This is a genomic window from Pseudidiomarina donghaiensis, from assembly GCF_900116895.1.
GTDB classification, from domain to species: Bacteria; Pseudomonadota; Gammaproteobacteria; order Enterobacterales; family Alteromonadaceae; genus Pseudidiomarina; species Pseudidiomarina donghaiensis.
This window is the reverse complement of record NZ_FPCF01000001.1, coordinates 999,139-1,020,298: the sequence shown is the minus strand read 5'-3', so window position 1 is coordinate 1,020,298 and position 21,160 is coordinate 999,139. Positions and strand designations below refer to the sequence as shown.

The following is a 21,160-nucleotide window of genomic DNA, read 5'->3' as shown; positions in this document are numbered from 1 at the left end:
ATCGCGATAAATTTACATGGTTGCCGTGGGGGTTGCAGTGTTACCAATAGCAGCTAATTTAGATTCAATCATGTTTTTAAGCATGGCTTTATCATCAATAAATTGCACGCCAACGCCCTGCTGTTCTGGCCGCCCTGGTTTCGATGGCGCTAACCAGATAACTTTGCATTTCACCAATACTGAGCTTTGCTCACCAAATAAACGCACTTCTAATAAAAAGTGATCGCCTATTTTCAGTGGTTCGTCAGTCGTTAGGAATAGCCCGCCCCCTTTTATGAATGGCATATAATAGCGACGCAGCTGAGCTTCGGTGCCCAACACTATTCGTTTTTTTGGCATTGCTGCTTCAGCGTTTGCTACGGTTTGTGTTTCCATTGTAACCACTGTTGTTGTAATAGTAATGGGGCGTTTAAGCCCGACTGCTCGCTTGTTAATTTGCGCAAATTATAACATAAAGCTAGCCAAGCATTTAATTCACTCACGGTTATTTGTTGCCGTTGTAACCAATCATGAGCCAAGTCGCTTAAATGCGGAAAACGTAAGCGTTCCGCAGCCACCCGTTGGCGCAGCCGAATCAGCTCTTGCAGCCATGCTTCAGAAGCATTTAACCAAGAGCTCCAATCTTGCTTCGATGGTTGCGGCCAGGTTCCTGAACGGCACATCGCCTGCGCCAATTGTGCTACATGGTCTGTTTCGTCAACATGCTTACCTTCAAGTAAGCTTAGTGCTGTTAAAGGTGAGCCGGCAAGGTGACGACATTGCAGTTGTTCTTCACCTGACAGCGAACGCCCTAATTTTTGCATTAACCAGGCCTCTGTTTCAGGCCATGATGGTTCATTGAATTTATGCAACCGCATGCGGCTTCGCAGCGTCGGTAACAACGCATTCGTTTTAACGGGTGTTAAAAGAATATACGTATTTTCAGTGGGTTCTTCGAGTGTTTTTAGTAACGCATTGGCGGCTTCAACGGTCATTCGCTCAGCATCTTTTATCCATGCGATCTTAGCACCGTGCTGATTCGCCGTTTCTTGCAGACGTTGCGTTAATTCACGAATTTTACCAACCCCGATAGCTTTATCGTCTTCGCTACTTACTTCGTAATAATCAGGGTGCGTTCCCGCTTGTTGTAACAAACAACTTTTGCACGCGCCGCAGGCTTTTGCTTGTGGTTTCAAGCAAAATAAATAATCAACTAAGGCCTGACAGAAAGAATCGGCACCCAGGTCCGCTCGAGCAGGAACACAATGGGCGTGGCCAAATCGCTGGCTTTGAATGTCGCTAACAACTTGTAACCACGGTTCACGCAACCAAGGCAAACTCATAGGCTACCCATTTCATGAAAAAGCTTAACTTCGAGTTGCTGCAGCAAATCACGATGCACCTGTTCCATTGATTGATTACTATTCACTACACAAATAGCTGGGTCTGACGCTGCAATTTCTAAATAACGGTCGCGGGTGCGTTGAAAAAAAGCGATGTCTTCTTGTTCAATGCGGTCTAGCTCACCGCGCTCACGTGCGCGTTCTAGCCCCTTTTTCGGATCAACATCAAGTAACAAGGTCAGGTCTGGAACAAAATTATCAAGCACCAAGTTACGCAATGTCAGCAATTTTTCATCGCCTAATTGACGCCCACCACCTTGGTAAGCACGAGACGATAAATCATGACGATCTGCAATAACCCAAACACCTCGTGCTAACGCCGGTTTAATAATGTTCTCAACCAATTGCGAGCGGCTTGCATACATTAAAAGCAATTCGGTTTCAGCCGTCAGTTGCTCTTCCCAGTCTTGTTTCACAAGCTCACGTATGGCTTCGGCCAACGGCGTACCGCCTGGCTCACGCACTGTTTGCGTAGCTATGCCTTTGGCGTGCAAATGATTAACAACACTGGCTATGGCGGAGCTTTTCCCTGCACCTTCCAACCCTTCAATGACAATAAACTTGCCTACTGGCATTAGCGTTGATTCCTTTGGTATCTATTCACGGCTTTATTGTGTTCAGCCAAAGTCTTTGAAAATACATGACCACCTGAACCATCCGCTACAAAATAAAAATAATCGCTGTGTTCTGGGTGCGCTGCAGCCTCAAGGCTCGCCTTACTTGGCATGGCAATTGGGCTAGGCGGCAAGCCAGAAATACGATACGTATTATACGCAGTTTCTTCGCGTAAATGAGCTCGCGTTATATTCCCATCAAATGGCTCAATGCCATAAATTGTGGTGGGATCAGACTGCAAACGCATGCCTTTGTTTATGCGGTTAATAAATACCGAACTTACACGTTTTCGCTCGCCTTTTAAACCCGTTTCTTTCTCAATAATTGATGCCATGATAAGGAGTTCATAAGCGTTTTCGTACGGTAAATCATTGGCTCTTGTTTGCCAGGTTTCAGATAATTCTGCCTGCATGCGTAAATGCGCCTCGCGCAGTATATCCAATACCGAAGTGCCCGCTCGGTAACTATAAGTATCTGGAAATAACCATCCTTCGGCTGATGTCGAGTCCATACCGAGCAATTCTGCTACGCGCTCTGCAGCTTCATGTTTGTGAGTGAACTGCAGCGGCTCTTCAATATGCTCGGCCTTGGACAACACTTGTAACCACTCATGAAGCGTGCGGCCTTCAATTAATGCCACTTGAAAAAGGTGTTGCTCCCCGAGTCGAAGCTTGCGCCATAAGCTTTGTAAAGAGTCGGTTGTTGAAAGCTGATACACGCCTGCTTGCAAACGACTCGGATCATCAAGCAGCCGGCTCACAATATAGGCCTCAGAAACATGAATATCTGCGCCTTGACGCTGCAGCTGTTGCAACACAGTGCGCGCGTGCATACCTCGTTTTACTTCAAATAACAGTGGCTGCGCTAGCTGCAACGATTGCTGCAAACGCTGTTGCGCATACCAAAAGCCTGCGCCGAGCGCTACGCTAGTAATTACGAGAAAGACGATGAAGAATTGGACAACACGTTTGAATACCACGTATATACAACCTCTGGTAATACCGATTTTGCTAACGGCCGTTGATTAATATGAGTTATTGGCCGCGGACCCAACACAGTATTGCATAAAAACGCCTGTTCGGCAGAGGCAAATTCTGTAAAGGTTGCTAGGGAAGACACTGTTGCGGGTAACACGTGCGCACAAATCTCTTGCTTCATCACACCGTCAACACCGGCAAGCGTTAGCCGTGGGGTACGCCATTTGTGACCATCAAACCAAAACAGGTTACTACTCACAGCTTCAATCACGTTACCCGATGTATCACAAACAATTAAATCATCAACCTGCCGTTGCTGGCGTTCTTGACTCAACAACACCTGTTCTAAGCGGTTTAGCGTTTTTAAGCCAGCTAAGGCAGCCTGTTGCGCCAATTGCATATTGGCTTGCGCTACGGCAATACCTTGCGCTGACCAACTGGGAAGCGGGTTGACGGTAACATACCAATTGATTGGCGTAGCCGCGTCTGGTGCATAGCCACGTTGACTATTACCGCGGGTAATCATAATTTTCGCGACCGCATTGGGATGCTGTTGGGCTATGTCATCAAGCACACGCGTAACGTCTTGTTGCGCCGGTAGGCCCATGGCTAGCCGAGAACTAGCCTGCTGTAAGCGCTGCCAATGGCGCTGCCAAAACTCAACGTGGCCATGTCGAATAACAAGTGTGGTGAAGTGTCCGTCGCCAAACTGTAGGCCACGGTCAAGTGAATTCGATGCGAGGGGTTGGCCGTTGAACCACATACAAAAAAGGCGGAATTCTCATTCCGCCCTTCCGTACTTCTTAGCTTAGTCGTTTGCGTGATTTTTCACGTAATCGATAGCTGCTTCAACAGTTCTGATTTTCTCAGCTTCTTCGTCAGGAATTTCAGTTTCAAACTCTTCTTCAAGAGCCATCACTAATTCAACGATATCAAGTGAGTCAGCACCAAGGTCGTTTTCAAAAGAAGCTTCTGGTTTTACTTCTTCTTCTTTAACGCCTAACTGTTCAACGATGATTTTTTTAACGCGTTCTTCAATAGTACTCATTTTATATATGTCCCTTGATTTTAGGTAACGTGTTCAAAATTGGGCTTAGTGTAGTGAATGCAGCCGCAATAATAAAGCAAAAAATGGCTCAACCCTAACAGGTCGTACCCCTTTGGCTTTATATCATTGCCATACCACCGTTCACATGAATGGTTTCACCCGTAATATATGCAGCACCTGGTGAAGCTAAAAACACCACGGCTGCAGCAATTTCATCTGGCTGCCCAAGTCGTGCGGCAGGAATATTGCTGAAAATGGCCTGTTTTTGATCGTCTGTCAACGCTTTGGTCATGTCCGTATCAATAAAACCTGGCGCAACGCAATTAACGGTAATTCCGCGCGATGCAATTTCTTGAGCTAATGACTTAGTAAACCCAGCCAAACCTGCTTTTGCTGCACAATAGTTGGTTTGCCCTGGGTTGCCTGTGGTACCAACCACTGACGAAATATTAATGATGCGGCCATTGCGACGCTTCATCATACCGCGCATAACGCCTTTGCATAAGCGATAAACAGACTTAAGGTTGGTGTCCATGACACTATCCCACTCGTCATCTTTCATACGCATCAATAAGTTATCACGGGTAATGCCGGCATTATTGACCAAAATATCAAGTTGACCATAAGTGTCATCAATATGCTTCAATACGCTTGCAATGCTAGTTTCATCAGTCACATTCAGCGCCAAGCCCTCACCGTGCTCACCTAAATAATCACTAATAGCCGCCGCACCATTTTCTGTGGTTGCCGTGCCAATAACTTTTACACCGCGTGCTACTAGTTGTTGCGCAATGGCTTTGCCAATACCTCGGCTCGCACCAGTGACTAATGCAACTTGGCCATTTAAATTCATTAAATCTGTCATATTATTTCCTTGCTGCAATAGCATCGACGGTGTTTACCGCATCGCCGCTAATTGCTTTATCAATGCGTTTATTGAGCCCGGTTAATACCTTGCCTGGGCCAATTTCATAAATTTCGGTAACCCCTTGTGCCACCAAATGACGTACCGTTTCGGTCCAACGCACCGGTGAATACAGCTGGCGAACCAAGGCGTCCCGAATCTGATCAGCTTCGCGTGGCGCTTCAACGTCAACGTTATTCACAACCGGCACCTGCGGCGTGTTAAAGGTTAACTTACCCAACTCAACGGCTAACTGTTCAGCCGCGCTCTGCATTAAAGCGCAGTGCGATGGTACGCTAACTGGTAATGGGAGTGCACGCTTAGCACCGGCTTCTAAACAAGCCTTACCCGCACGTTCAACCGCGGCTTTATGCCCGGCAATAACCACCTGCCCTGGCGAGTTATAGTTCACCGCTGACACCACCTCATTTTGTGCCGCTTCAGCACAGGCTTTTTCAACCAGCTCGTCGTCTAAGCCAATAATCGCCGACATGGCACCAATACCAGTCGGCACGGCAGTTTGCATAAACTCACCACGCATAGCGACCAGCTTTACGGCATCTTGAAAGTCTAAGGCGCCGGCGCACACTAATGCCGAATACTCGCCCAAGCTATGACCTGCCATCCACTCTGGCGCCTCTACGCCAGCCTGCTCTAACACACGATACAGCGCCACACTGGCGGTCAATAAAGCCGGCTGGGTACGTTGTGTTTCATTCAGTTGCTCAGCTGGGCCGTTTTGTACTAAAGCCCATAAATCGTAGCCAAGTACGTCACTTGCTTGGGCAAAGGTTTCTTCAACCACTGGATATTCTGCTGCCACATCGGCCAGCATTCCTACGGTTTGCGATCCTTGACCCGGAAAAACATAAGCTCGCATGAATTGTTCCTTAGTTAATACTCAATAAGTGCTGAGCCCCAGGCAAAACCACCGCCAAAGGCTTCTAATAATAATTTTTGACCCCGTTGAATACGGCCATCGCGAATGGCAACATCTAATGCAATAGGTACTGAAGCTGCCGATGTGTTACCTGTGTATTCTAACGTGGTAACCACTTGTTCCATAGGCATTTTTAGCTTTTTTGCAGTAGCCTTGATAATTCGCATGTTGGCTTGATGTGGTACCAACCAGTCTAAGTCGCTTGCCACCAGGCCATTTTCAGCAAGGGTATCCACCACAAGTTCGCTAAGTTTACTCACGGCCACTTTAAAAACTTCATTGCCCTTCATGTACATCCAAGCTTCACTGAGCTCTTCGGGCGACGTGCGTGATACGTGGTTCACGCCAAGTAAGTCGGCAAACTCTCCGGCACTATTTAAATGCGTGGAAATAATTCCTGGCTTGTTGGAAGCCTGCAGCACGGCAGCTCCCGCACCGTCTCCAAACAATACTAAGGTATTGCGATCATCCGGATGACATAAACGCGATAACACGTCGGTTCCAATCACCAACACCCGTTGGTAAGTACCACTGCGTATATATTGGTCGGCAACGCTTAAAGCAAAGATAAAACCAGAACAGGCCGCTGCGACGTCAAAGGCGGGAATATTGTTCTCAGTTAAGGCCGCTTGAATTTCGCACGCCACACTGGGAAACGCTCGCTCGCCAGATGTTGTCGCGACAACGATCAAGTCAATGTCGTCGGCCTGCAAATTTGCTACTTGAAGCGCTTCACGCGCTGCGGCCATGCCCATTGAAGCGGCGTTTTCGCCGGCCTGAGCTATGCGTCGTTCATGAATGCCGGTACGTTCCACAATCCAGTCATGGCTTGTTTCTACCCGCTGTTCAAGCATGGCATTGGTTAGGCGCTGACCCGGTAAATAATGGCCAGTTCCTGCAATTTCTGATTGCATAATAACGTTTATTCCTGCTCTAACAGTACTTGTTCAACCCGATCGCGAATTCGCGTCGGCAGATCACGTTGGGTTTCTTCAACCGCTTGCTCAATGGCGCTATAAAACGCGCGTGCATTGGCATCGCCGTGGCTTTTTATCACCACACCCCGTAATCCTATCAAACTAGCGCCATTATAGTGGTCGGGCTTCAGCCAATCCCACGAGCGTTGTAAACGTTGATAGAAGAGTTTCACGAACCAGCGCGTTAGCCAGTGCGCGTGAATATTTGATTTGATATTGTTCAGCAGTAAGTCTGCTAAACCTTCGCAGCTTTTTAGAGCAATATTACCGACAAAACCATCACAAACGATCACATCTGCTTTGCCCGAAAACAAGTCATCGCCTTCAATAAAACCAATGTAATTAATATGTTGTGACTGTTGCAGTAACGCAGCAGTGGCTTTTACCACATCATTGCCTTTGATTTCTTCTTCGCCCATGTTCAGCAACGCTACACGCGGTTTTGAAATACCGAGCACTTCTTGTGCCGCCACTGAGCCCATCACACCAAACTGAAATAAGGTGTCAGAATCACAAACTGGGTTGGCACCAAGATCCAGCACAAATGCCGAACCGCCGTTTTGCTGCGGAATAGCTGACATGAGTGCAGGACGTAACACGCCAGGTAAGGTTTTAAGCGTGAAATAAGCTTTGGTCATTAATGCACCGGTATTACCTGCGCTAATGCACGCCACAGCTTCTTCCGCGGCAACCAGTTCAAGTGCCACCCGCATTGATGAATCGGGTTTTGCCCGTAAAGAATAACCTGGCTTATCGGTCATCGTAACCGTTTGGCTTGCGTGTTTTATCGCAATACGCGGATGTTGATTTAATTTTGCTTGCTGCAATAAAGGAGTGAGCTCTTCTTCATCGCCAACGACAATAAAGTGAACTTGAGGAAAAGATTCTAACGCCCGTTCAAGGGCGTTTATAACAACTGAGGGGCCAAGATCGCCCCCCATTGCATCAAGTGCCAGTGTCAGTGCGGCCATAGCCTCACTTCTCAGTTCTGGTTACTTGTTAACTACTTTACGGCCTTTATAAAAACCATCAGCTGTTACGTGGTGACGACGATGCGTTTCACCAGAGGTAGAGTCAACCGACAGTGTAGGGCCGCTCAGTGCATCGTGAGAACGACGCATGTCGCGCTTCGAACGACTTTTCCGATTCTGTTGTACAGCCATTTTACGCTATCTCCTAAGTTTATTTACGCTTTAATTCTTGCAATACCGCAAAAGGGTTATCTTTTGCTTCTGGGGAGTCATCAATTTCCCCCCATTGCATTGCATTACTATCTACTCGACATTCGCGTTCGTCATGTTTGACCACAACAGGCATCGCCAATATCAATTCATCTTCAACCAATGCATGCAGATTCACTTCACCTAGCTCGTCAAGTTCAACAGGCTCATATTCCTCAGGCATATCGGTGGCCTTCTGCCGCTTCGTTACCGGTGCATAAATAAATGAACACGATAACGGCACAGTCATTGCATCACCACAACGCTCACAATCGGCAACCACAGTAACCTGTGCTTCGCCTTGAATGCGTTTCATACCCTGTTCATCCGCGTCAAATGATAACGACACATCAACGTCAGGACATGGATCAGCGAGCAACTCCTGCAAACGAGCAAGCGACTGTCCAGGAACAAGCCCGATATAAGTCAACTGTTTGCCGGCGCTTTTTACCGGATCTACCGTAATGGGTATTCGAACCTTCTGCATAGGGCGCGAATGTTAAAGGAATCAGCGCCTGAACACAAGCATTTTAATGGCTATTTTCATCCAGTAGCGGATTAATTCCCCATTCGCGAAGCATGGCTAATAAACGTATTAGCGGCAGACCGATAAGCGCATTCGGGTCATCGCCGCGCAATGACGAGAACAAGCTAATGCCTAAGGCTTCACTTTTAAAGCTACCAGCACAGTTTAACGGTTGCTCGCGGGCAACGTAGGCTTCAATTTCAGTATCGGTTAAATCCCGAAAGAAAACATCAAAGGGTTCAACACACGACTGCATGCGTTGTTGCTGGCTATCATAAATCGCTAAACCAGTTAAAAACGTGACCTGTTTACCACGCATGGACTGCAGCTGCGCAATCGCGTTCGCTTTGCTGCCTGGTTTACCTAAAATTTTGCCGTCACTGACCGCAACTTGATCAGAACCAATAAGAATGTGTTGAGGGAATCGTGCTGCTAAGGCTTTGGCTTTTGCTTGCGCTAAGCGTTCGACGAGTCGCCACGGTGCTTCATGAGACAATGGCGTTTCGTCAACCTCAGGGGCTGCCACGTCGAAATGTCGAATAACTTTTGCCAGTAACTCGCGTCGAAAAGGTGATGTTGAGGCCAAGACCAAATTCATATTTTTGTCCTCTAGATACTTCAATCTGTGGGCGCCTATACATACTGTGTTAAGGCGGTTAATTCGTCGAGAATCGCTAATGGTTGATGCGGAGCAAGTTGGTCTGTGCTGTGGGCGCCAAAGCGCACCGCAATTCGCGCCATTCCGGCATGTTCAGCCATGAGCATATCGTGGGTTGAGTCACCAACCATAATCGCCTGTTCAACACCATGCCCGGTTTCATTAAGTAACTCGCGTAGCATCAGTGGATTGGGTTTAGACGCAGTTTCATCAGCGCAGCGAGAAGCATGAAATAAATGGCGAATGCCGGCCTCTTGCCACACCCGTTCAAGCCCATGACGCGCTTTACCAGTCGCCACCGCGAGGGTGTAACCACGCGCCCGCAGGTCTTCAAGCAACTCTCGGGCTCCAGGAAATAACGGCGACGGTGTGATGTCATCATACACATATTGCTGCCGGTACACCTCAATAAATGCCGCCATATCAGCACGACTTAATCGGCCAAATAGTTTTTCAATGGCCGGCTCTAAACTTATACCAATAATGTCTCGGACCGCAGTTTCAGACGGATGCTCGAGGCGAAGCTGAGCAGCGGTACGTTGCATCGATGAAACAATTCGCCCCACTGAGTCCATCAGGGTGCCATCCCAGTCAAATATAACGAGCGGAAACTTCATGAATATTTTCGGCTGCCGAGTTGTTTTAAGGTATTCATTAATATGTCATCTAATGGCGCATTCACCGTAACGGCCTTGCCCGTTTGTGGATGACTGAAAGTTAACTGATGCGCGTGCAAGAACAGTCGACTCAAGCCCAGTGTCTGCATGCTTTGGTCAAACTCTGCATCGCCATATTTAGGGTCGCAGGCTATCGGGTGTCCAGCATGTAAAGCATGCACTCGAATTTGATGAGTACGCCCAGTAATTGGCGAGGCTTCAACTAAAGTACACTGCGCATATTTTTCAACGATGCGAAAGCGCGTTTCAGAAGGTTTCCCTTCGGCATCCACACGGACAACACGTTCGCCTGACTTTAATGTGTTCTTTAACAACGGCGCAGCAATTAGCTTGACGTGCTTCTGCCACTGCCCTCGAACCAACGCTAAATACTGTTTATCCATGGTCTTATTGCGCAGTTGCTCATGCAAACTACGCAGTGCCGAACGGCGTTTGGCTATTAATATGCAGCCGCTGGTTTCACGGTCTAAACGATGCACTAACTCCATTTGTTTGGCGTCCGGTCTTAGGGCTCGTAAACTTTCAATGAGGCCAAATTGCAGCCCTGACCCGCCATGCACCGCTAACCCCGCTGGTTTATTCATCACCATTAACACATCGTCTTCGTAAAGAATGTGAGCTTGCAGGGCTTGCACTTGGTCTAGTTTAGCTGACGGCAACGGATTTGCTTCAGCCACTCGCACAGGTGGAATACGAATAATGTCGCCCACTTGCAATTTATATTCGGGTTTAACGCGCTTTTTATTTACGCGCACCTCTCCCTTGCGCAAAATTCGGTACACCAATGACTTGGGTACGCCCTTCAATTGCGCCATTAAATAGTTGTCAATACGCTGTTCTTGATAGCCCGCTTCGACTGTCTGAAAGCGTACGCCTTGTGATGGTGTGGTTTGTTCGCTCATAGGGCGCTGATTTTAGCACGAGCTCTTGACAATGTTCATCTTGTATTTACAACGTTTTTCATGTGATAATCAGCTGCCGGAAAAATCCGCACCGGTTGACAGAGAGCGGTACACTTTTGCGCAACCGAAAAGTACGTTGCCAAAGTGCAAGAACAGAGTAAAAAATTTAACGCGTGGTTTGAGCGGAAAGCGTCTCTGCCAATACGTCCACCTCAGCTTACGATTCGCAAACGCATCGAGAAGTTGATGGCACGGAATAACATTGGCTCATCTTCACACCAAGTTATGAAGATTGACTAAACGCGCCGCCCTTAAATCAAACCTATTCAAAGAACCAGTGCTGCAACGCAGTATGGCCTTTACAAGCGCATTTCGGCTTGGTAACAAATTGCGACCTCACGTTTAAGCTTAAGTTGTTAAAACGGGGGGTGTTAGGTGCTAATTTATTAGCCCTTGGCTAAAACAATTCAATCTCGAAATAGCGATGGCGAACGCCTGTCGTACTGTGTTGTGGCCCGTAAGAACGAGTCACAAACAATGAAAAGAATGCTAATTAATGCAACGCAGCAAGAAGAATTGCGCGTTGCGCTGGTTGACGGCCAGCGCCTTTATGATCTGGATATTGAAAGCCCAGGTCATGAACAAAAGAAATCAAATATTTACAAGGGTAAAATCACCCGCATCGAGCCAAGTTTAGAGGCCGCATTTGTTGATTACGGTGCTGAGCGTCATGGCTTCCTTCCGTTAAAAGAAATTGCTAAAACTTACTTTCCTAACGGCTATTCATTTTCGGGCCGCCCTAACATTAAAGATGTTATTTCCGAAGGCCAAGAAGTTATTGTTCAAATCGACAAAGAAGAACGTGGTCAGAAAGGTGCTGCATTAACCACCTTTATTTCTCTTGCCGGAAGTTATTTAGTTTTAATGCCAAACAACCCGCGTGCAGGCGGTATTTCTCGTCGTATTGAAGGCGAAGAGCGCAGCGAGCTGAAAGCAACTTTAGATGCTTTAAACTTGCCTGACAGCATGGGCCTTATTGTGCGCACCGCCGGTGTTGGCAAGTCACAAGAAGAGCTTGAATGGGACTTAAACGTTCTGTTGCACCATTGGGAAGCCATTGAAAAAGCCGCTAATTCGCGCCCTGCTCCATTTTTAATTCATCAAGAAAGCAACGTGGTATTTCGCGCAATTCGTGATTACTTGCGTCGTGATATTGGCGAAGTGCTTATCGACAACCAAAAGGTTTTCGATCAGGTTCGTGACCACGTCACGTTAATTCGTCCTGACTTCGTGAATCGCGTTAAGATTTATCAAGGCGACGTACCGCTGTTTAATCATTACCAAGTGGAAAGCCAGATTGAATCTGCATTCCAACGTGAAGTCCGTTTGCCTTCAGGTGGTTCCATTGTTATTGACCCAACCGAAGCGCTAACCTCTATTGATATCAACTCTGCACGCGCTACCAAAGGCGGCGATATTGAAGAAACTGCATTTCAGACCAACCTAGAAGCAGCCGAAGAAATTGCGCGCCAACTGCGCTTGCGTGACGTCGGCGGCTTGGTGGTTATCGACTTTATCGATATGACCCCGGCCCGCCATCAGCGTGAAGTTGAAAACCGTTTGCGTGACAGCTTAAAACAAGATCGCGCACGTATTCAGGTCACCCGCATTTCGCGCTTTGGTTTGTTAGAAATGTCGCGTCAACGTTTGCGCCCTTCACTTGGTGAAGCATCCAATCACGTTTGTCCACGGTGCAGCGGCCACGGCACTATTCGTTCAGCTGAGTCATTGGCGCTGTCAATTTTGCGTCTTATTGAAGAAGAAGCGCTTAAAGACAACACCATTCAGGTTCAGGCCCAGGTTCCTGTTACAGTCGCTACCTACTTGCTGAATGAAAAGCGTCAGTCAATTTTTGACATTGAAAAACGCCATGGCGTTTCGGTTTTGGTTATCCCTAACCCACACTTAGAAACCCCGCATTTCGACGTGAAACGTCTTCGCAATGACGAAGTTGACGAAGCAAATAGCTTCACTTTGATTGAGAAACCTGAAGATACCAGCACCGAAATTGTTCTCAACAAAGACAAACCAAGCTTTGAAGAACCAGCATTAAAAGGTTTGCAAGCACCAGCAGCACCAGCTCCAGTAGCGAAAGCTGCCACTGCAGAAGCTGCTAAGCCAGGTTTATTGTCGCGTTTAGGCAAATGGCTTGCTGGGTTGTTTGCCAGCGAAGAAGAAGAGCAAAGCAAATCAACCAAAAACAATAAATCGAATCAACAACGTCGTGGAAATAATCAGCGCCGTAACACCCGTGGGGGTAATAACCGTCGTCGCAATAACAACAACCGTCGTCCACGCGATGCCGAAGGCGATAAAGCGGTAGTAGACAATGATAAAGCGGTTGATAACAAAACCAGCAAAGATGATTCAGCAAAAGAGCGCAATGAACGTGGCGGTCGCCGCGGACGTGGTGGTCGTGGCCGTAATAAGCCAAATGCTGAGCAACAAGACGTACAAAGCACCCCAGCGAAGGCACAAGACAAAGCAACCGACGATGCGAGTCAAGAGCGTCAGCCAAGCGCACCGAAGCCGCGCCGTCAGCGTCGTAAGCTTGATCAGTCGGTTCGTGTAGCCGCAGATGGTGAAATTGGCGCACAGGCACAGCCAACAACAGAAGCGAAACCTGCTGCAACAGAAGCGAAGCCAGACGTAAAAGCCGATGACGCGCTGCAAGTTGCAGAAACTGCCGGCGAAACAACCACCGAAGGCCAAGCTGAAGGTACCGGTGACAATGTAGATCGCAACCGCAATCGCAGCCGCCGCTCACCTCGTCATCAACGCGCTGCCGGGCAACGTCGTAAAGCTGCCGAACAAGAAGTAGCCGAAGACAACGAAGTTGAAGCAACGCAGTCAGCAAACCAAGCTGAGCCGGAAGCCAAGGCTCAGCCAGAAGCCAAGGCTGAACCAGAAGCGAAAGCTGACCCGGAAGCGAAAGCTGAGCCGGAAGCGAAAGCTGAGCCAGAAGCGAAAGCTGAGCCAGAAGCGAAAGCTGAGCCGGAAGCGAAAGCTGAGCCGGAAGTGAAAGCTGAGCCGGAAGTGAAAGCTGAGCCGGAAGCGAAAGCTGAACCAGAAGTGAAAGCTGAACCAGAAGCGAAAGCTGAGCCAGAAGCGAAAGCTGAGCCAGAAGTGAAAGCTGAGCCAGAAGTGAAAGCTGAGCCAGAAGTAAAAGCTGAGCCTAAAGTGAAAGCTAAATCAGCTGCGAAGAAAAACGCAGTAAAAGGTTTCGTTACCTCAGCACCAATGGCTAAAGCCAGTGCCGTTGCACGCACTGACGCATTCCAGCCGTTGGCTGTTGCGCAAAATGACGTACGTTTGCCATTTAATAAAGATGCCCGCACGGCAAGCTTTAAAGAAGCGCGTTCAGTCACCGTTGCTGAAATGAGTAAAACGCAGTAGCGCAAACGTTTGAAGCTAGAAACTCAAACAAATAAAAAGCCAAGTTGAAGTTCAACTTGGCTTTTTTTATGGTCTTAATCTACGGCTTTTAAATGATAAAGAGAGAGCGAACTCTCTCTTTATAAAACCGTCAGACTTTCGTGTTAGACCCTTCTGCTTAGACGCTATTACTTGAGGTTTTCTTCAAACAGTTTGAAAATACGGCGGTATTCATCCAGCCAGCTTGATGGCTGACGGAAGCCATGTGGTTCAACTGGGAAGATTGCCGTTTCGAAATCTTCTTTTTCATGTTCAATCAAGCGCTGAACTAAACGCACGCTGTCTTGGAAGAACACGTTATCGTCAACCATTGGCGAATTGATCAACAGCGCATCTTCTAAACCTTCGGTGAAGTAAATTGGCGAGCTGCGACGGTACGCAATAGGGTCATCGTCAGGCAAGTTCAAAATATTCGACGTGTAGCCCGTGTTGTAGTGTGCCCAGTCGCTTACAGGGCGTAATGCCGAGCCCGCTTTAAACAAGCCTGGCTCTTTAAACAACGCCATAAAGGTTAGGAAACCGCCATAAGAACCACCGTATGTACCCATACGATTGGTATCTACGTTGGTGTTCTCACCCGCCCACTTAACAACATCGACTAAATCTTCAACCTCTGGTGTACCCATTTGTCGATAAATTGCCGTACGCCAATCGCGGCCATAGCCTTTTGAACCACGGTAATCCAGGTCTAACACCACGTAACCTTGCTGGGTTAAAAACGTATGGAACATGAATTCACGTTGGTAGCCAGACCAACCGGCATGCGCATTTTGCAAATAGCCTGCGCCGTGAATAAATACCACAGCTGGGTATTTTTCTGCACGATTCGGGTCGTAATCTTTCGGGTAATAAACCCGCGTATAAATTGGGTGGTCAACATGGCTTGAAGGAACAGGCACAATTTCTGGAGCAACCCAATCAAACGCCATGAATTGGTCCGTCACAGTTTGCGTCAAACGCTTGGCGATGTCCTCACCAATGGTTTGCACATACAGCTCTTCTGGTTGCAATGCTTCAGAGTGCTTCACCAACAGTTTGTCTTCTTGCGGGCTTAATTCATAATTATTAATGCCGCCAAGCTTAGTCAGCTGTTCAAGCTGCGCAGACTGTGTGTGCACACGGTAAACTTCGTAGTTGCCTGGGTGCGTTTTATTGCCACTAAAATAAATGTATTCGCCGTTGGCGCTAACAGTCGGGTCTTCAGTGACAAAGTTGCCTTGCGTTAGTTGTTTAATTTTACCGTTTAACGGTTTCACATAAAGATGTGCATAGCCATCGGCTTCCGACTGGAACCACAGGGTTTTGCTGTTCGGTAAAAATCCAAACTCATTGTGGGTGTAGTTAATCCAAGCTTCATCGTGCAAACGCTCTTGATTCACGAAACGCTTCCCATCAAAGTCGACACTTGCTATCCAGCGGTCTTTATTGTCCCAGGCTTCAAGCATAAGCGCCGCTGCACTGCCGTCGTCAGACCAACGAATAGCACCACTTTGCCAACCCCAGTCCTGCATTAAAGTAATTGGGCGTGGTTTTTCTTCAGATGTATAAGTCTTGCCTTGAGCGGCATAGTTTTCTTTGCGCACCTCTGCCAACACGTCATCATTCCAGCCAGGTAAGGTATTGTAGGTTAGCTGGGTTTGCTCACCAGAAGCTAAATCTAGCACCATTACCTGATGCTCAACGGGCTTAGCATCTGCTACACGGGCGCGCACTGACTCTGCTGCAACACGGCCGTCTTCGGTGACATAGTTCGGCATAATATCGCCTTCCGCACGCCACTTTTGCGGGTCACTAATTGCGACAATCAGTTTATCGCCAGCCGGTGATAAGCTTGCCGCGACAACTTGCTTGCCTTGGCCCAAGTAAAATGGTTGAGGTGCAAGCGAGCTGTTGCTTTGCTGCAATTGTTGCTGCTGGGCAAAACGGTCAGCTTTATTTTTACGCTCTACTTGTACAAACTTAATCAGTTCTTGTTGTTCGCGCGCAACAAAGTCCTTTGCCTCAGTATTGGCTTTTGGCGCATCTTTGGTTTCTAGCGCAGCAATTTGTTGCGTTAAGCCAGAAGCCGGGTCAACCACAAAAAAATCGTTGTTTTGGCGGTACGCCAACTGTCCGTTCGTTAAAAATAGAAGCTGACTTTGGCGGGCTTCATCACGGGTTAGCTGCTTGGTTTCGCCCTTAGCGAGATCGCGTACAAAAATATTACCCTCAAAGGTGTAGGCTAAAAGCGAGCTGTCAGCATTGTAAACGCCGTTGTTGTACGCGTAATTATGTAGTTTTTCTACCGGTACTTCATGCGCCCCTTTATCCAGCGGTTGATGATACCAGTCACGTAAAATTGAACCTTCGCGTTTTTGTTGGTACAGCACCCCACTACCGTCTAGCATCCAGTAGGCATTTTCTGGTGAACGTGCAACCCAGTCTTGGTCTGCCATAATTTGTTTTATGGTCAACGCTTGGTCCGCTGTTGCTTGTGCGTTCGCAGCTGTCGTCAACATCGTCGGCGGTGTTACGGCTGCTGTATTGGTATTCGTCGGCTCAGTGATAGCACAAGACGCACTCATGAGCGCGGCTGCAATGGCTATTGCTAATTTTGTTTTCATTTTTAGATCCTTGTTAGCCTATTTGTACCGGCTCATTAAACCAAAATGCCCAGCAATATACGAGCTGGGCATAGTCGGAATGCGATGAAATTCGCGGTTCTTGGGTTAGCTTTCAGCGTCAGGCTGTTTGCTTGGATGCGCAGCCGCAACCCAAGGCAATTCCAACAGGCGTTGATAAATAGCCCGAATTAATGGGTAATCGTCTAGGGCAATGCCAAACCGCTCAGCGCTGTACACCTGCGGCACTAAGCATACATCAGCCAACGAGAAATCATCGCCCACGCAGTATTGCCCAGAAACTTCTTCAAGGTTTCGTTCAAGCGCCGTAAAGCTCTGCTTAAACCAATGCGCAAGCCAAGCTTGTTTCGCGTGATCATCCGCGTCTAATTCACGCACTAAATATTGCTGAACGCGTAAATTAATTAACGGCTGTAATTCACTGGCAATATCTAACGCAATGGCACGAATAGCACCGCGCTTCTGCGCGTTACCAGGCAACAACGAAGGTTTTGGATGGCTTTCTTCTAGGTACTCAATAATCGCCAACGACTGATGCAGAATAACCGGTCCATCCACAAGGGTTGGCACTAAGCCATTCGGGTTCAGTTGGCGATAAGCTTGCTTGTGCTGCTCCCCGCCCTCTTTGATTAAGTGAACAGGAATATAATTATAGTCTAGTTGCTTATAATTGAGCGCAATTCGCGCCCGGTAACTGGCGCTTGAGCGCCAGTAGCCGTAGAGTTCCATGCTTACTCCGCAATTATTCGTCATTCGGCGAATACTGCACCACTTTTTGGTCTATCGCACCAAAAATACTGTGGCCGTTTTCGTCGGTCATCTCAATTTTTATGGTGTCACCAAATTGCATAAACCCAGTTGCAGGTTTACCGTCGCGAATGGTTTCAATCATTCGTACTTCGGCAATACAGCTATATCCCACGCCGCCTTCGGCGATGGCGCTGCCATGATCAGTGCCTTGCTTATTTGACACTGTACCTGAACCGATAATTGCGCCGGCCCCTAAGTGACGTGTTTTCGCCGCATGTGCAACAAGCTGCGCAAAATCAAACGTCATGTCTTCTCCGGCATTGGGTTTACCAAATGGCTTACCGTTATAGTAGCTCAATAATGGCAAATGTACCTTGTTGTCACGCCAATTTGCGCCCAACTCATCAGGAGTTACGGCAACTGGCGAAAATGCTGACGAAGGCTTGGACTGGAAGAAGCCAAATCCTTTACCCAATTCGTTAGGAATTAAGCCGCGTAACGACACGTCATTCACTAACATTAATAACCGAATGTATTCGCCGGCTTGCGTCGGCTCAGTGCCCATCGGTACATCGTCAGTAATCACCGCAATTTCACCTTCAAAGTCGATACCCCAGGCTGTGTCAGCCATTTCGATATCATCTTTCGGGCCTAAAAAGTCGTCAGATCCGCCTTGATACATCAATGGATCTGTCCAAAAGCTAGGTGGCATTTCAGCGTTTCGCGCTTTACGAACTAGCTCAACGTGATTCACATAAGCGCTGCCGTCAGCCCACTGATAGGCACGTGGTAATGGCGATTCACAAAGGCGCTCATCAAACGCTTCGGCGTCGGCCAATTCGCCATTGTTCAATGCCTGATATACTTTTTCTAGCTCTGGAGCTACGCCGTCCCAATCGTCTAAAACTTCCTGCAAGGTTGCAGCTAGCGCTGGCACCTTAACAGCTTTGGTTAAATCTCGACTAACCACCATCAACTGGCCGTCGCGGGTTCCATTTCGATAGGTCGCAAACTTCATAAAATTTATGCCTTGTTGTCGTCTTTCGCTTTCCAGCTATTTACGTAGTCCGGGTTTTCGACCCCGGCACACGCCTCGCCCATTTCTAGTGCGTTACGGGTATCAAGCATCACCGCCACTTCGTCGGTGAACTTCTTCCGAAACTCTAACCCAGCCTGAAAGGCTTTTGGGTGTGGCCCATGGGTAAAGCCAGCTGGATGGAAGGTTACCATCCCTTTATCAATGTTATCACGGCTGAAGAAGTCACCTTCGTGGTAGAACAATACTTCATCGTAATCGTCATTGTTATGATAAAACGGCACTTTTAGTGCACCAGGATCGGACTCGATGGGCCGTGGTACAAAGGTACAAACCACAAAGCCATCAGCAACAAAAGTAGTGTGTGCCGATGGTGGTAAGTGGTAACGGTGGCTCATTAATGGGCGAATATCGCGCCAGTTTATGCGCACTGGGGCTAAATCGCCATGCCAGCCAATTGCATCTAACGGGTTAAACGGATAGGTGATCATCGAAACCTTGCCATGCCGTTTTACCTGAACCTGCCAGCTATCTTCGCTGTATTGGGCCTTAAACGCGTCGTCGATATCGGGCGTGTCCAAGCACGCGGGGTCAAAAATTGCATGATTACCCACCAGGCCTTTGTCAGGCAGCTGGTACGCGCTGTTGGTCGCCTCAATCATCACAATGTGCATGGGCTCAAGTGGCTCAATGCGCCATGACGTGGCCCGCGGTATGGCAAAATAGTCGCCTTTTTCTAAGGTGATATGGCCATAGTCACAAAACAACTCGCCGCGCCCTTCATGAATAAACAACAGTTCGTCGCCATCCGAGTTGCGCACCAAGAAATCCATATTCTTATTACAGTGCCAAATACGGAATTTACACTGGGCATTGTGCAATAACATTGGCACTTGCCATGGTGATTCCGTGGCAACGTTGTCCAGTTTATTAAAGTCAAAATTGCGTGGGCGTAAGTCGCCTTCCCACTCACTCCAACCGGTTGGAGCATGGCGATGATGAAAGTGCGTAGCCGGCCCAAAAAAGCCGCTACGCCCTACTTCGCGTTCATAGATCGCTTGCTCCGGAAAATCAGCGTGAGCCTGCTTCGAGGCCACGCCAACTTGTTTCGGAAAGCTAATCCATTTACGCATCGCTTAATACTCCACGGCGAATTTGGTCTTCTTCAATAGACTCAAACAACGCTTTAAAGTTACCTTCACCAAAACCTTCGTTGCCTTTGCGCTGAATAATTTCAAAGAACACAGGGCCGATAACTGTTTGGGTAAATATTTGCAGCAAAATACCGTCTTTCATTGGCGCGCCGTCAATCAAAATTTGCAGCTCGCGCAGCTCGTCCACATTCTCTTCGTGGCCTTCAACACGCTCATCAATCTTCGCATAGTAGGTATCTGGCGTTGGCATAAAGTCCATACCAATGGCACGCAAATCGCGCACAGTCTTGTAAATGTCGTCAGAGGTTAACGCAATGTGCTGAATACCTTCGCCGTTATATTCGCGCAAGTACTCTTCAATTTGCGACTTGTCGTCGTGCGATTCGTTAATTGGAATACGAATTTTGCCACAAGGTGCTGTCATAGCACGGCTTAACAATCCGGTTAACTTACCTTCAATGTCAAAATAGCGAATCTCACGGAAGTTACCAATGCGCTCATAGAACCCTGCCCAAGTGTCCATGTTGCCGCGGAATACATTATGCGTTAAATGGTCAACTTCATATAAGCCGGCAGCGTGATCTTTCATCTTCGCTTCCCAGTTGTCATAGAAGTTGAAATCAGCTGCGTAAATATCACTATCGACAAAGTACAGCACGCTCTCACCAATGCCGTAAACCGCAGGAAATTCGGCTTCACCTGCCGCTGTATTACGTTGGAACGGCTTCGCGCCATTCGCCACCGCGTGCTCAACCGCATGCTTCGCGTCTTTTACCCGCCACGCCATACCGCACACGCTAGCACCATGAGCCTTCGCAAACTCTTCTGCTTGGCCACCAGCTTCAGCATTAATAATAAAATTAATGTCATTTTGCTTGAACAACCAAGCTTCCTTGGTTTTATGCTTAGCGACTTCGGTAAAGCCAAGCTTAGTAAATAAGTCTTTTAAGTCGGCAATACCTTGAGCATTTGGTGCTGTGTATTCAACGAACTCAAAGCCGTCAGTTTGTAATGGGTTGTAATTAATATCCGTCATAAAATCCTCGTTGTTCGTTATTTGAAATAAGCCATCAGCTATTAGATATCAGCAGATATCAACGACACCTCCCCAATATCTAATATCTAATATCGCGTTTGCTCTAATATCTAATATCGCTCTTGCTTTTCTACATATTGGGAGAGAAATTGGGGAGAAGCCAGCGCAGCAGCGACAATAGTGCCCCGCCGATAAAATAAACAAAGTGTAAACAAATTGATACAGATCAAAATCAAGGCCTT

General features: G+C 47.7%; 21 protein-coding genes. 1 reads left to right on the top strand and 20 read right to left on the bottom strand.

Annotated elements, in window-relative coordinates:
- Positions 1 to 12 precede the first annotated feature (12 nt).
- From BM334_RS05015 to rluC, 15 genes are all read right to left on the bottom strand, one after another.
- The gene (locus BM334_RS05015; RefSeq protein WP_055437980.1) at positions 13 to 375 is read right to left on the bottom strand and encodes a PilZ domain-containing protein; all 363 of its coding nucleotides are present in this window, start codon (positions 373 to 375) and stop codon (positions 13 to 15) included.
- Positions 357 to 1,322 (bottom strand): DNA polymerase III delta subunit-related protein, encoded by a 966-nt coding sequence (locus tag BM334_RS05010; RefSeq protein ID WP_092838702.1) that lies wholly within the window; start codon positions 1,320 to 1,322, stop codon positions 357 to 359. The genes BM334_RS05015 and BM334_RS05010 overlap by 19 nt, the downstream gene beginning before the upstream one ends.
- Positions 1,319 to 1,957 (bottom strand): dTMP kinase, encoded by a 639-nt coding sequence (gene tmk / locus BM334_RS05005; RefSeq protein WP_092838699.1) that lies wholly within the window; start codon positions 1,955 to 1,957, stop codon positions 1,319 to 1,321. The genes BM334_RS05010 and tmk overlap by 4 nt, the downstream gene beginning before the upstream one ends.
- Positions 1,957 to 2,976, bottom strand: a complete 1,020-nt coding sequence (gene mltG / locus BM334_RS05000; RefSeq protein WP_157981858.1) for an endolytic transglycosylase MltG — start codon at positions 2,974 to 2,976, stop codon at positions 1,957 to 1,959. The genes tmk and mltG overlap by 1 nt, the downstream gene beginning before the upstream one ends.
- Positions 2,931 to 3,737: an aminodeoxychorismate lyase gene (gene pabC, locus BM334_RS04995; RefSeq protein ID WP_092838693.1), complete on the bottom strand. Its 807-nt coding sequence runs from the start codon at positions 3,735 to 3,737 to the stop codon at positions 2,931 to 2,933. The genes mltG and pabC overlap by 46 nt, the downstream gene beginning before the upstream one ends.
- 45 nt (positions 3,738 to 3,782) lie before the next feature.
- Positions 3,783 to 4,022, bottom strand: coding sequence for an acyl carrier protein (gene acpP / locus BM334_RS04990; RefSeq protein WP_055437985.1), 240 nt, complete (start codon positions 4,020 to 4,022; stop codon positions 3,783 to 3,785).
- Between the two features lie 118 nt (positions 4,023 to 4,140).
- Positions 4,141 to 4,887, bottom strand: a complete 747-nt coding sequence (gene fabG, locus BM334_RS04985) for a 3-oxoacyl-ACP reductase FabG (protein ID WP_092838690.1) — start codon at positions 4,885 to 4,887, stop codon at positions 4,141 to 4,143.
- Between the two features lies 1 nt (position 4,888).
- On the bottom strand, positions 4,889 to 5,806 hold the full coding sequence (gene fabD / locus BM334_RS04980) for an ACP S-malonyltransferase (protein WP_092838687.1): 918 nt from the start codon (positions 5,804 to 5,806) through the stop codon (positions 4,889 to 4,891).
- 14 nt (positions 5,807 to 5,820) lie between these two features.
- Positions 5,821 to 6,780, bottom strand: coding sequence for a beta-ketoacyl-ACP synthase III (locus BM334_RS04975; RefSeq protein ID WP_092838683.1), 960 nt, complete (start codon positions 6,778 to 6,780; stop codon positions 5,821 to 5,823).
- 8 nt (positions 6,781 to 6,788) lie between these two features.
- A complete protein-coding gene (plsX, locus tag BM334_RS04970) occupies positions 6,789 to 7,814 on the bottom strand; it encodes a phosphate acyltransferase PlsX (RefSeq protein ID WP_092838679.1) in 1,026 nt (341 codons plus the stop codon).
- Positions 7,815 to 7,835: 21 nt separating this feature from the next.
- Positions 7,836 to 8,006 (bottom strand): 50S ribosomal protein L32, encoded by a 171-nt coding sequence (gene rpmF, locus BM334_RS04965; protein WP_034729259.1) that lies wholly within the window; start codon positions 8,004 to 8,006, stop codon positions 7,836 to 7,838.
- A 19-nt stretch (positions 8,007 to 8,025) separates the two neighbouring features.
- Positions 8,026 to 8,550, bottom strand: coding sequence for a 23S rRNA accumulation protein YceD (gene yceD / locus BM334_RS04960; protein WP_092838676.1), 525 nt, complete (start codon positions 8,548 to 8,550; stop codon positions 8,026 to 8,028).
- A 43-nt stretch (positions 8,551 to 8,593) separates the two neighbouring features.
- The gene (locus BM334_RS04955; RefSeq protein WP_092838673.1) at positions 8,594 to 9,187 is read right to left on the bottom strand and encodes a Maf family protein; all 594 of its coding nucleotides are present in this window, start codon (positions 9,185 to 9,187) and stop codon (positions 8,594 to 8,596) included.
- A gap of 35 nt (positions 9,188 to 9,222) precedes the next feature.
- Positions 9,223 to 9,864, bottom strand: coding sequence for an HAD-IA family hydrolase (locus tag BM334_RS04950; RefSeq protein WP_092838670.1), 642 nt, complete (start codon positions 9,862 to 9,864; stop codon positions 9,223 to 9,225).
- On the bottom strand, positions 9,861 to 10,826 hold the full coding sequence (rluC, locus tag BM334_RS04945; protein ID WP_092838667.1) for a 23S rRNA pseudouridine(955/2504/2580) synthase RluC: 966 nt from the start codon (positions 10,824 to 10,826) through the stop codon (positions 9,861 to 9,863). Before rluC ends, BM334_RS04950 begins: the two co-directional genes overlap by 4 nt.
- 537 nt (positions 10,827 to 11,363) lie before the next feature.
- Here rluC and rne point away from each other — a divergent pair.
- Positions 11,364 to 14,282: a ribonuclease E gene (gene rne, locus BM334_RS04940; protein WP_092838664.1), complete on the top strand. Its 2,919-nt coding sequence runs from the start codon at positions 11,364 to 11,366 to the stop codon at positions 14,280 to 14,282.
- A 167-nt stretch (positions 14,283 to 14,449) separates the two neighbouring features.
- Here rne and BM334_RS04935 read toward each other — a convergent pair whose 3' ends face one another.
- The 5 genes from BM334_RS04935 to hppD all read right to left on the bottom strand — a co-directional run bounded on the left by BM334_RS04935 (position 14,450) and on the right by hppD (position 20,918).
- On the bottom strand, positions 14,450 to 16,924 hold the full coding sequence (locus BM334_RS04935; protein WP_092838661.1) for a S9 family peptidase: 2,475 nt from the start codon (positions 16,922 to 16,924) through the stop codon (positions 14,450 to 14,452).
- 105 nt (positions 16,925 to 17,029) lie between these two features.
- Entirely contained in the window at positions 17,030 to 17,671 is a 642-nt protein-coding gene (gene maiA / locus BM334_RS04930; RefSeq protein ID WP_092838658.1) for a maleylacetoacetate isomerase, read from the bottom strand.
- A gap of 13 nt (positions 17,672 to 17,684) precedes the next feature.
- Positions 17,685 to 18,710 (bottom strand): fumarylacetoacetate hydrolase family protein, encoded by a 1,026-nt coding sequence (locus BM334_RS04925; protein WP_092838655.1) that lies wholly within the window; start codon positions 18,708 to 18,710, stop codon positions 17,685 to 17,687.
- Positions 18,711 to 18,715: 5 nt separating this feature from the next.
- Positions 18,716 to 19,861 (bottom strand): homogentisate 1,2-dioxygenase, encoded by a 1,146-nt coding sequence (locus tag BM334_RS04920; protein ID WP_092838652.1) that lies wholly within the window; start codon positions 19,859 to 19,861, stop codon positions 18,716 to 18,718.
- On the bottom strand, positions 19,854 to 20,918 hold the full coding sequence (hppD, locus tag BM334_RS04915) for a 4-hydroxyphenylpyruvate dioxygenase (RefSeq protein ID WP_092838649.1): 1,065 nt from the start codon (positions 20,916 to 20,918) through the stop codon (positions 19,854 to 19,856). Before hppD ends, BM334_RS04920 begins: the two co-directional genes overlap by 8 nt.
- Positions 20,919 to 21,160 lie beyond the last annotated feature (242 nt).

Coding starts and splice junctions, on each gene's coding strand:
- fabG (WP_092838690.1), bottom strand. CDS start 4,887: ATGACAGATTTAATGAATTTAAATGGCCAAGTTGCATTAGTCACTGGT.
- rpmF (WP_034729259.1), bottom strand. CDS start 8,006: ATGGCTGTACAACAGAATCGGAAAAGTCGTTCGAAGCGCGACATGCGT.
- BM334_RS05010 (WP_092838702.1), bottom strand. CDS start 1,322: ATGAGTTTGCCTTGGTTGCGTGAACCGTGGTTACAAGTTGTTAGCGAC.
- BM334_RS04925 (WP_092838655.1), bottom strand. CDS start 18,710: ATGAAGTTTGCGACCTATCGAAATGGAACCCGCGACGGCCAGTTGATG.
- BM334_RS04950 (WP_092838670.1), bottom strand. CDS start 9,864: ATGAAGTTTCCGCTCGTTATATTTGACTGGGATGGCACCCTGATGGAC.
- BM334_RS04955 (WP_092838673.1), bottom strand. CDS start 9,187: ATGAATTTGGTCTTGGCCTCAACATCACCTTTTCGACGCGAGTTACTG.
- acpP (WP_055437985.1), bottom strand. CDS start 4,022: ATGAGTACTATTGAAGAACGCGTTAAAAAAATCATCGTTGAACAGTTA.
- rluC (WP_092838667.1), bottom strand. CDS start 10,826: ATGAGCGAACAAACCACACCATCACAAGGCGTACGCTTTCAGACAGTC.
- tmk (WP_092838699.1), bottom strand. CDS start 1,957: ATGCCAGTAGGCAAGTTTATTGTCATTGAAGGGTTGGAAGGTGCAGGG.
- BM334_RS05015 (WP_055437980.1), bottom strand. CDS start 375: ATGGAAACACAAACCGTAGCAAACGCTGAAGCAGCAATGCCAAAAAAA.
- maiA (WP_092838658.1), bottom strand. CDS start 17,671: ATGGAACTCTACGGCTACTGGCGCTCAAGCGCCAGTTACCGGGCGCGA.
- rne (WP_092838664.1), top strand. CDS start 11,364: ATGAAAAGAATGCTAATTAATGCAACGCAGCAAGAAGAATTGCGCGTT.
- BM334_RS04975 (WP_092838683.1), bottom strand. CDS start 6,780: ATGCAATCAGAAATTGCAGGAACTGGCCATTATTTACCGGGTCAGCGC.
- pabC (WP_092838693.1), bottom strand. CDS start 3,737: ATGTGGTTCAACGGCCAACCCCTCGCATCGAATTCACTTGACCGTGGC.
- BM334_RS04920 (WP_092838652.1), bottom strand. CDS start 19,861: ATGCGTAAATGGATTAGCTTTCCGAAACAAGTTGGCGTGGCCTCGAAG.
- yceD (WP_092838676.1), bottom strand. CDS start 8,550: ATGCAGAAGGTTCGAATACCCATTACGGTAGATCCGGTAAAAAGCGCC.
- plsX (WP_092838679.1), bottom strand. CDS start 7,814: ATGGCCGCACTGACACTGGCACTTGATGCAATGGGGGGCGATCTTGGC.
- hppD (WP_092838649.1), bottom strand. CDS start 20,918: ATGACGGATATTAATTACAACCCATTACAAACTGACGGCTTTGAGTTC.
- BM334_RS04935 (WP_092838661.1), bottom strand. CDS start 16,924: ATGAAAACAAAATTAGCAATAGCCATTGCAGCCGCGCTCATGAGTGCG.
- fabD (WP_092838687.1), bottom strand. CDS start 5,806: ATGCGAGCTTATGTTTTTCCGGGTCAAGGATCGCAAACCGTAGGAATG.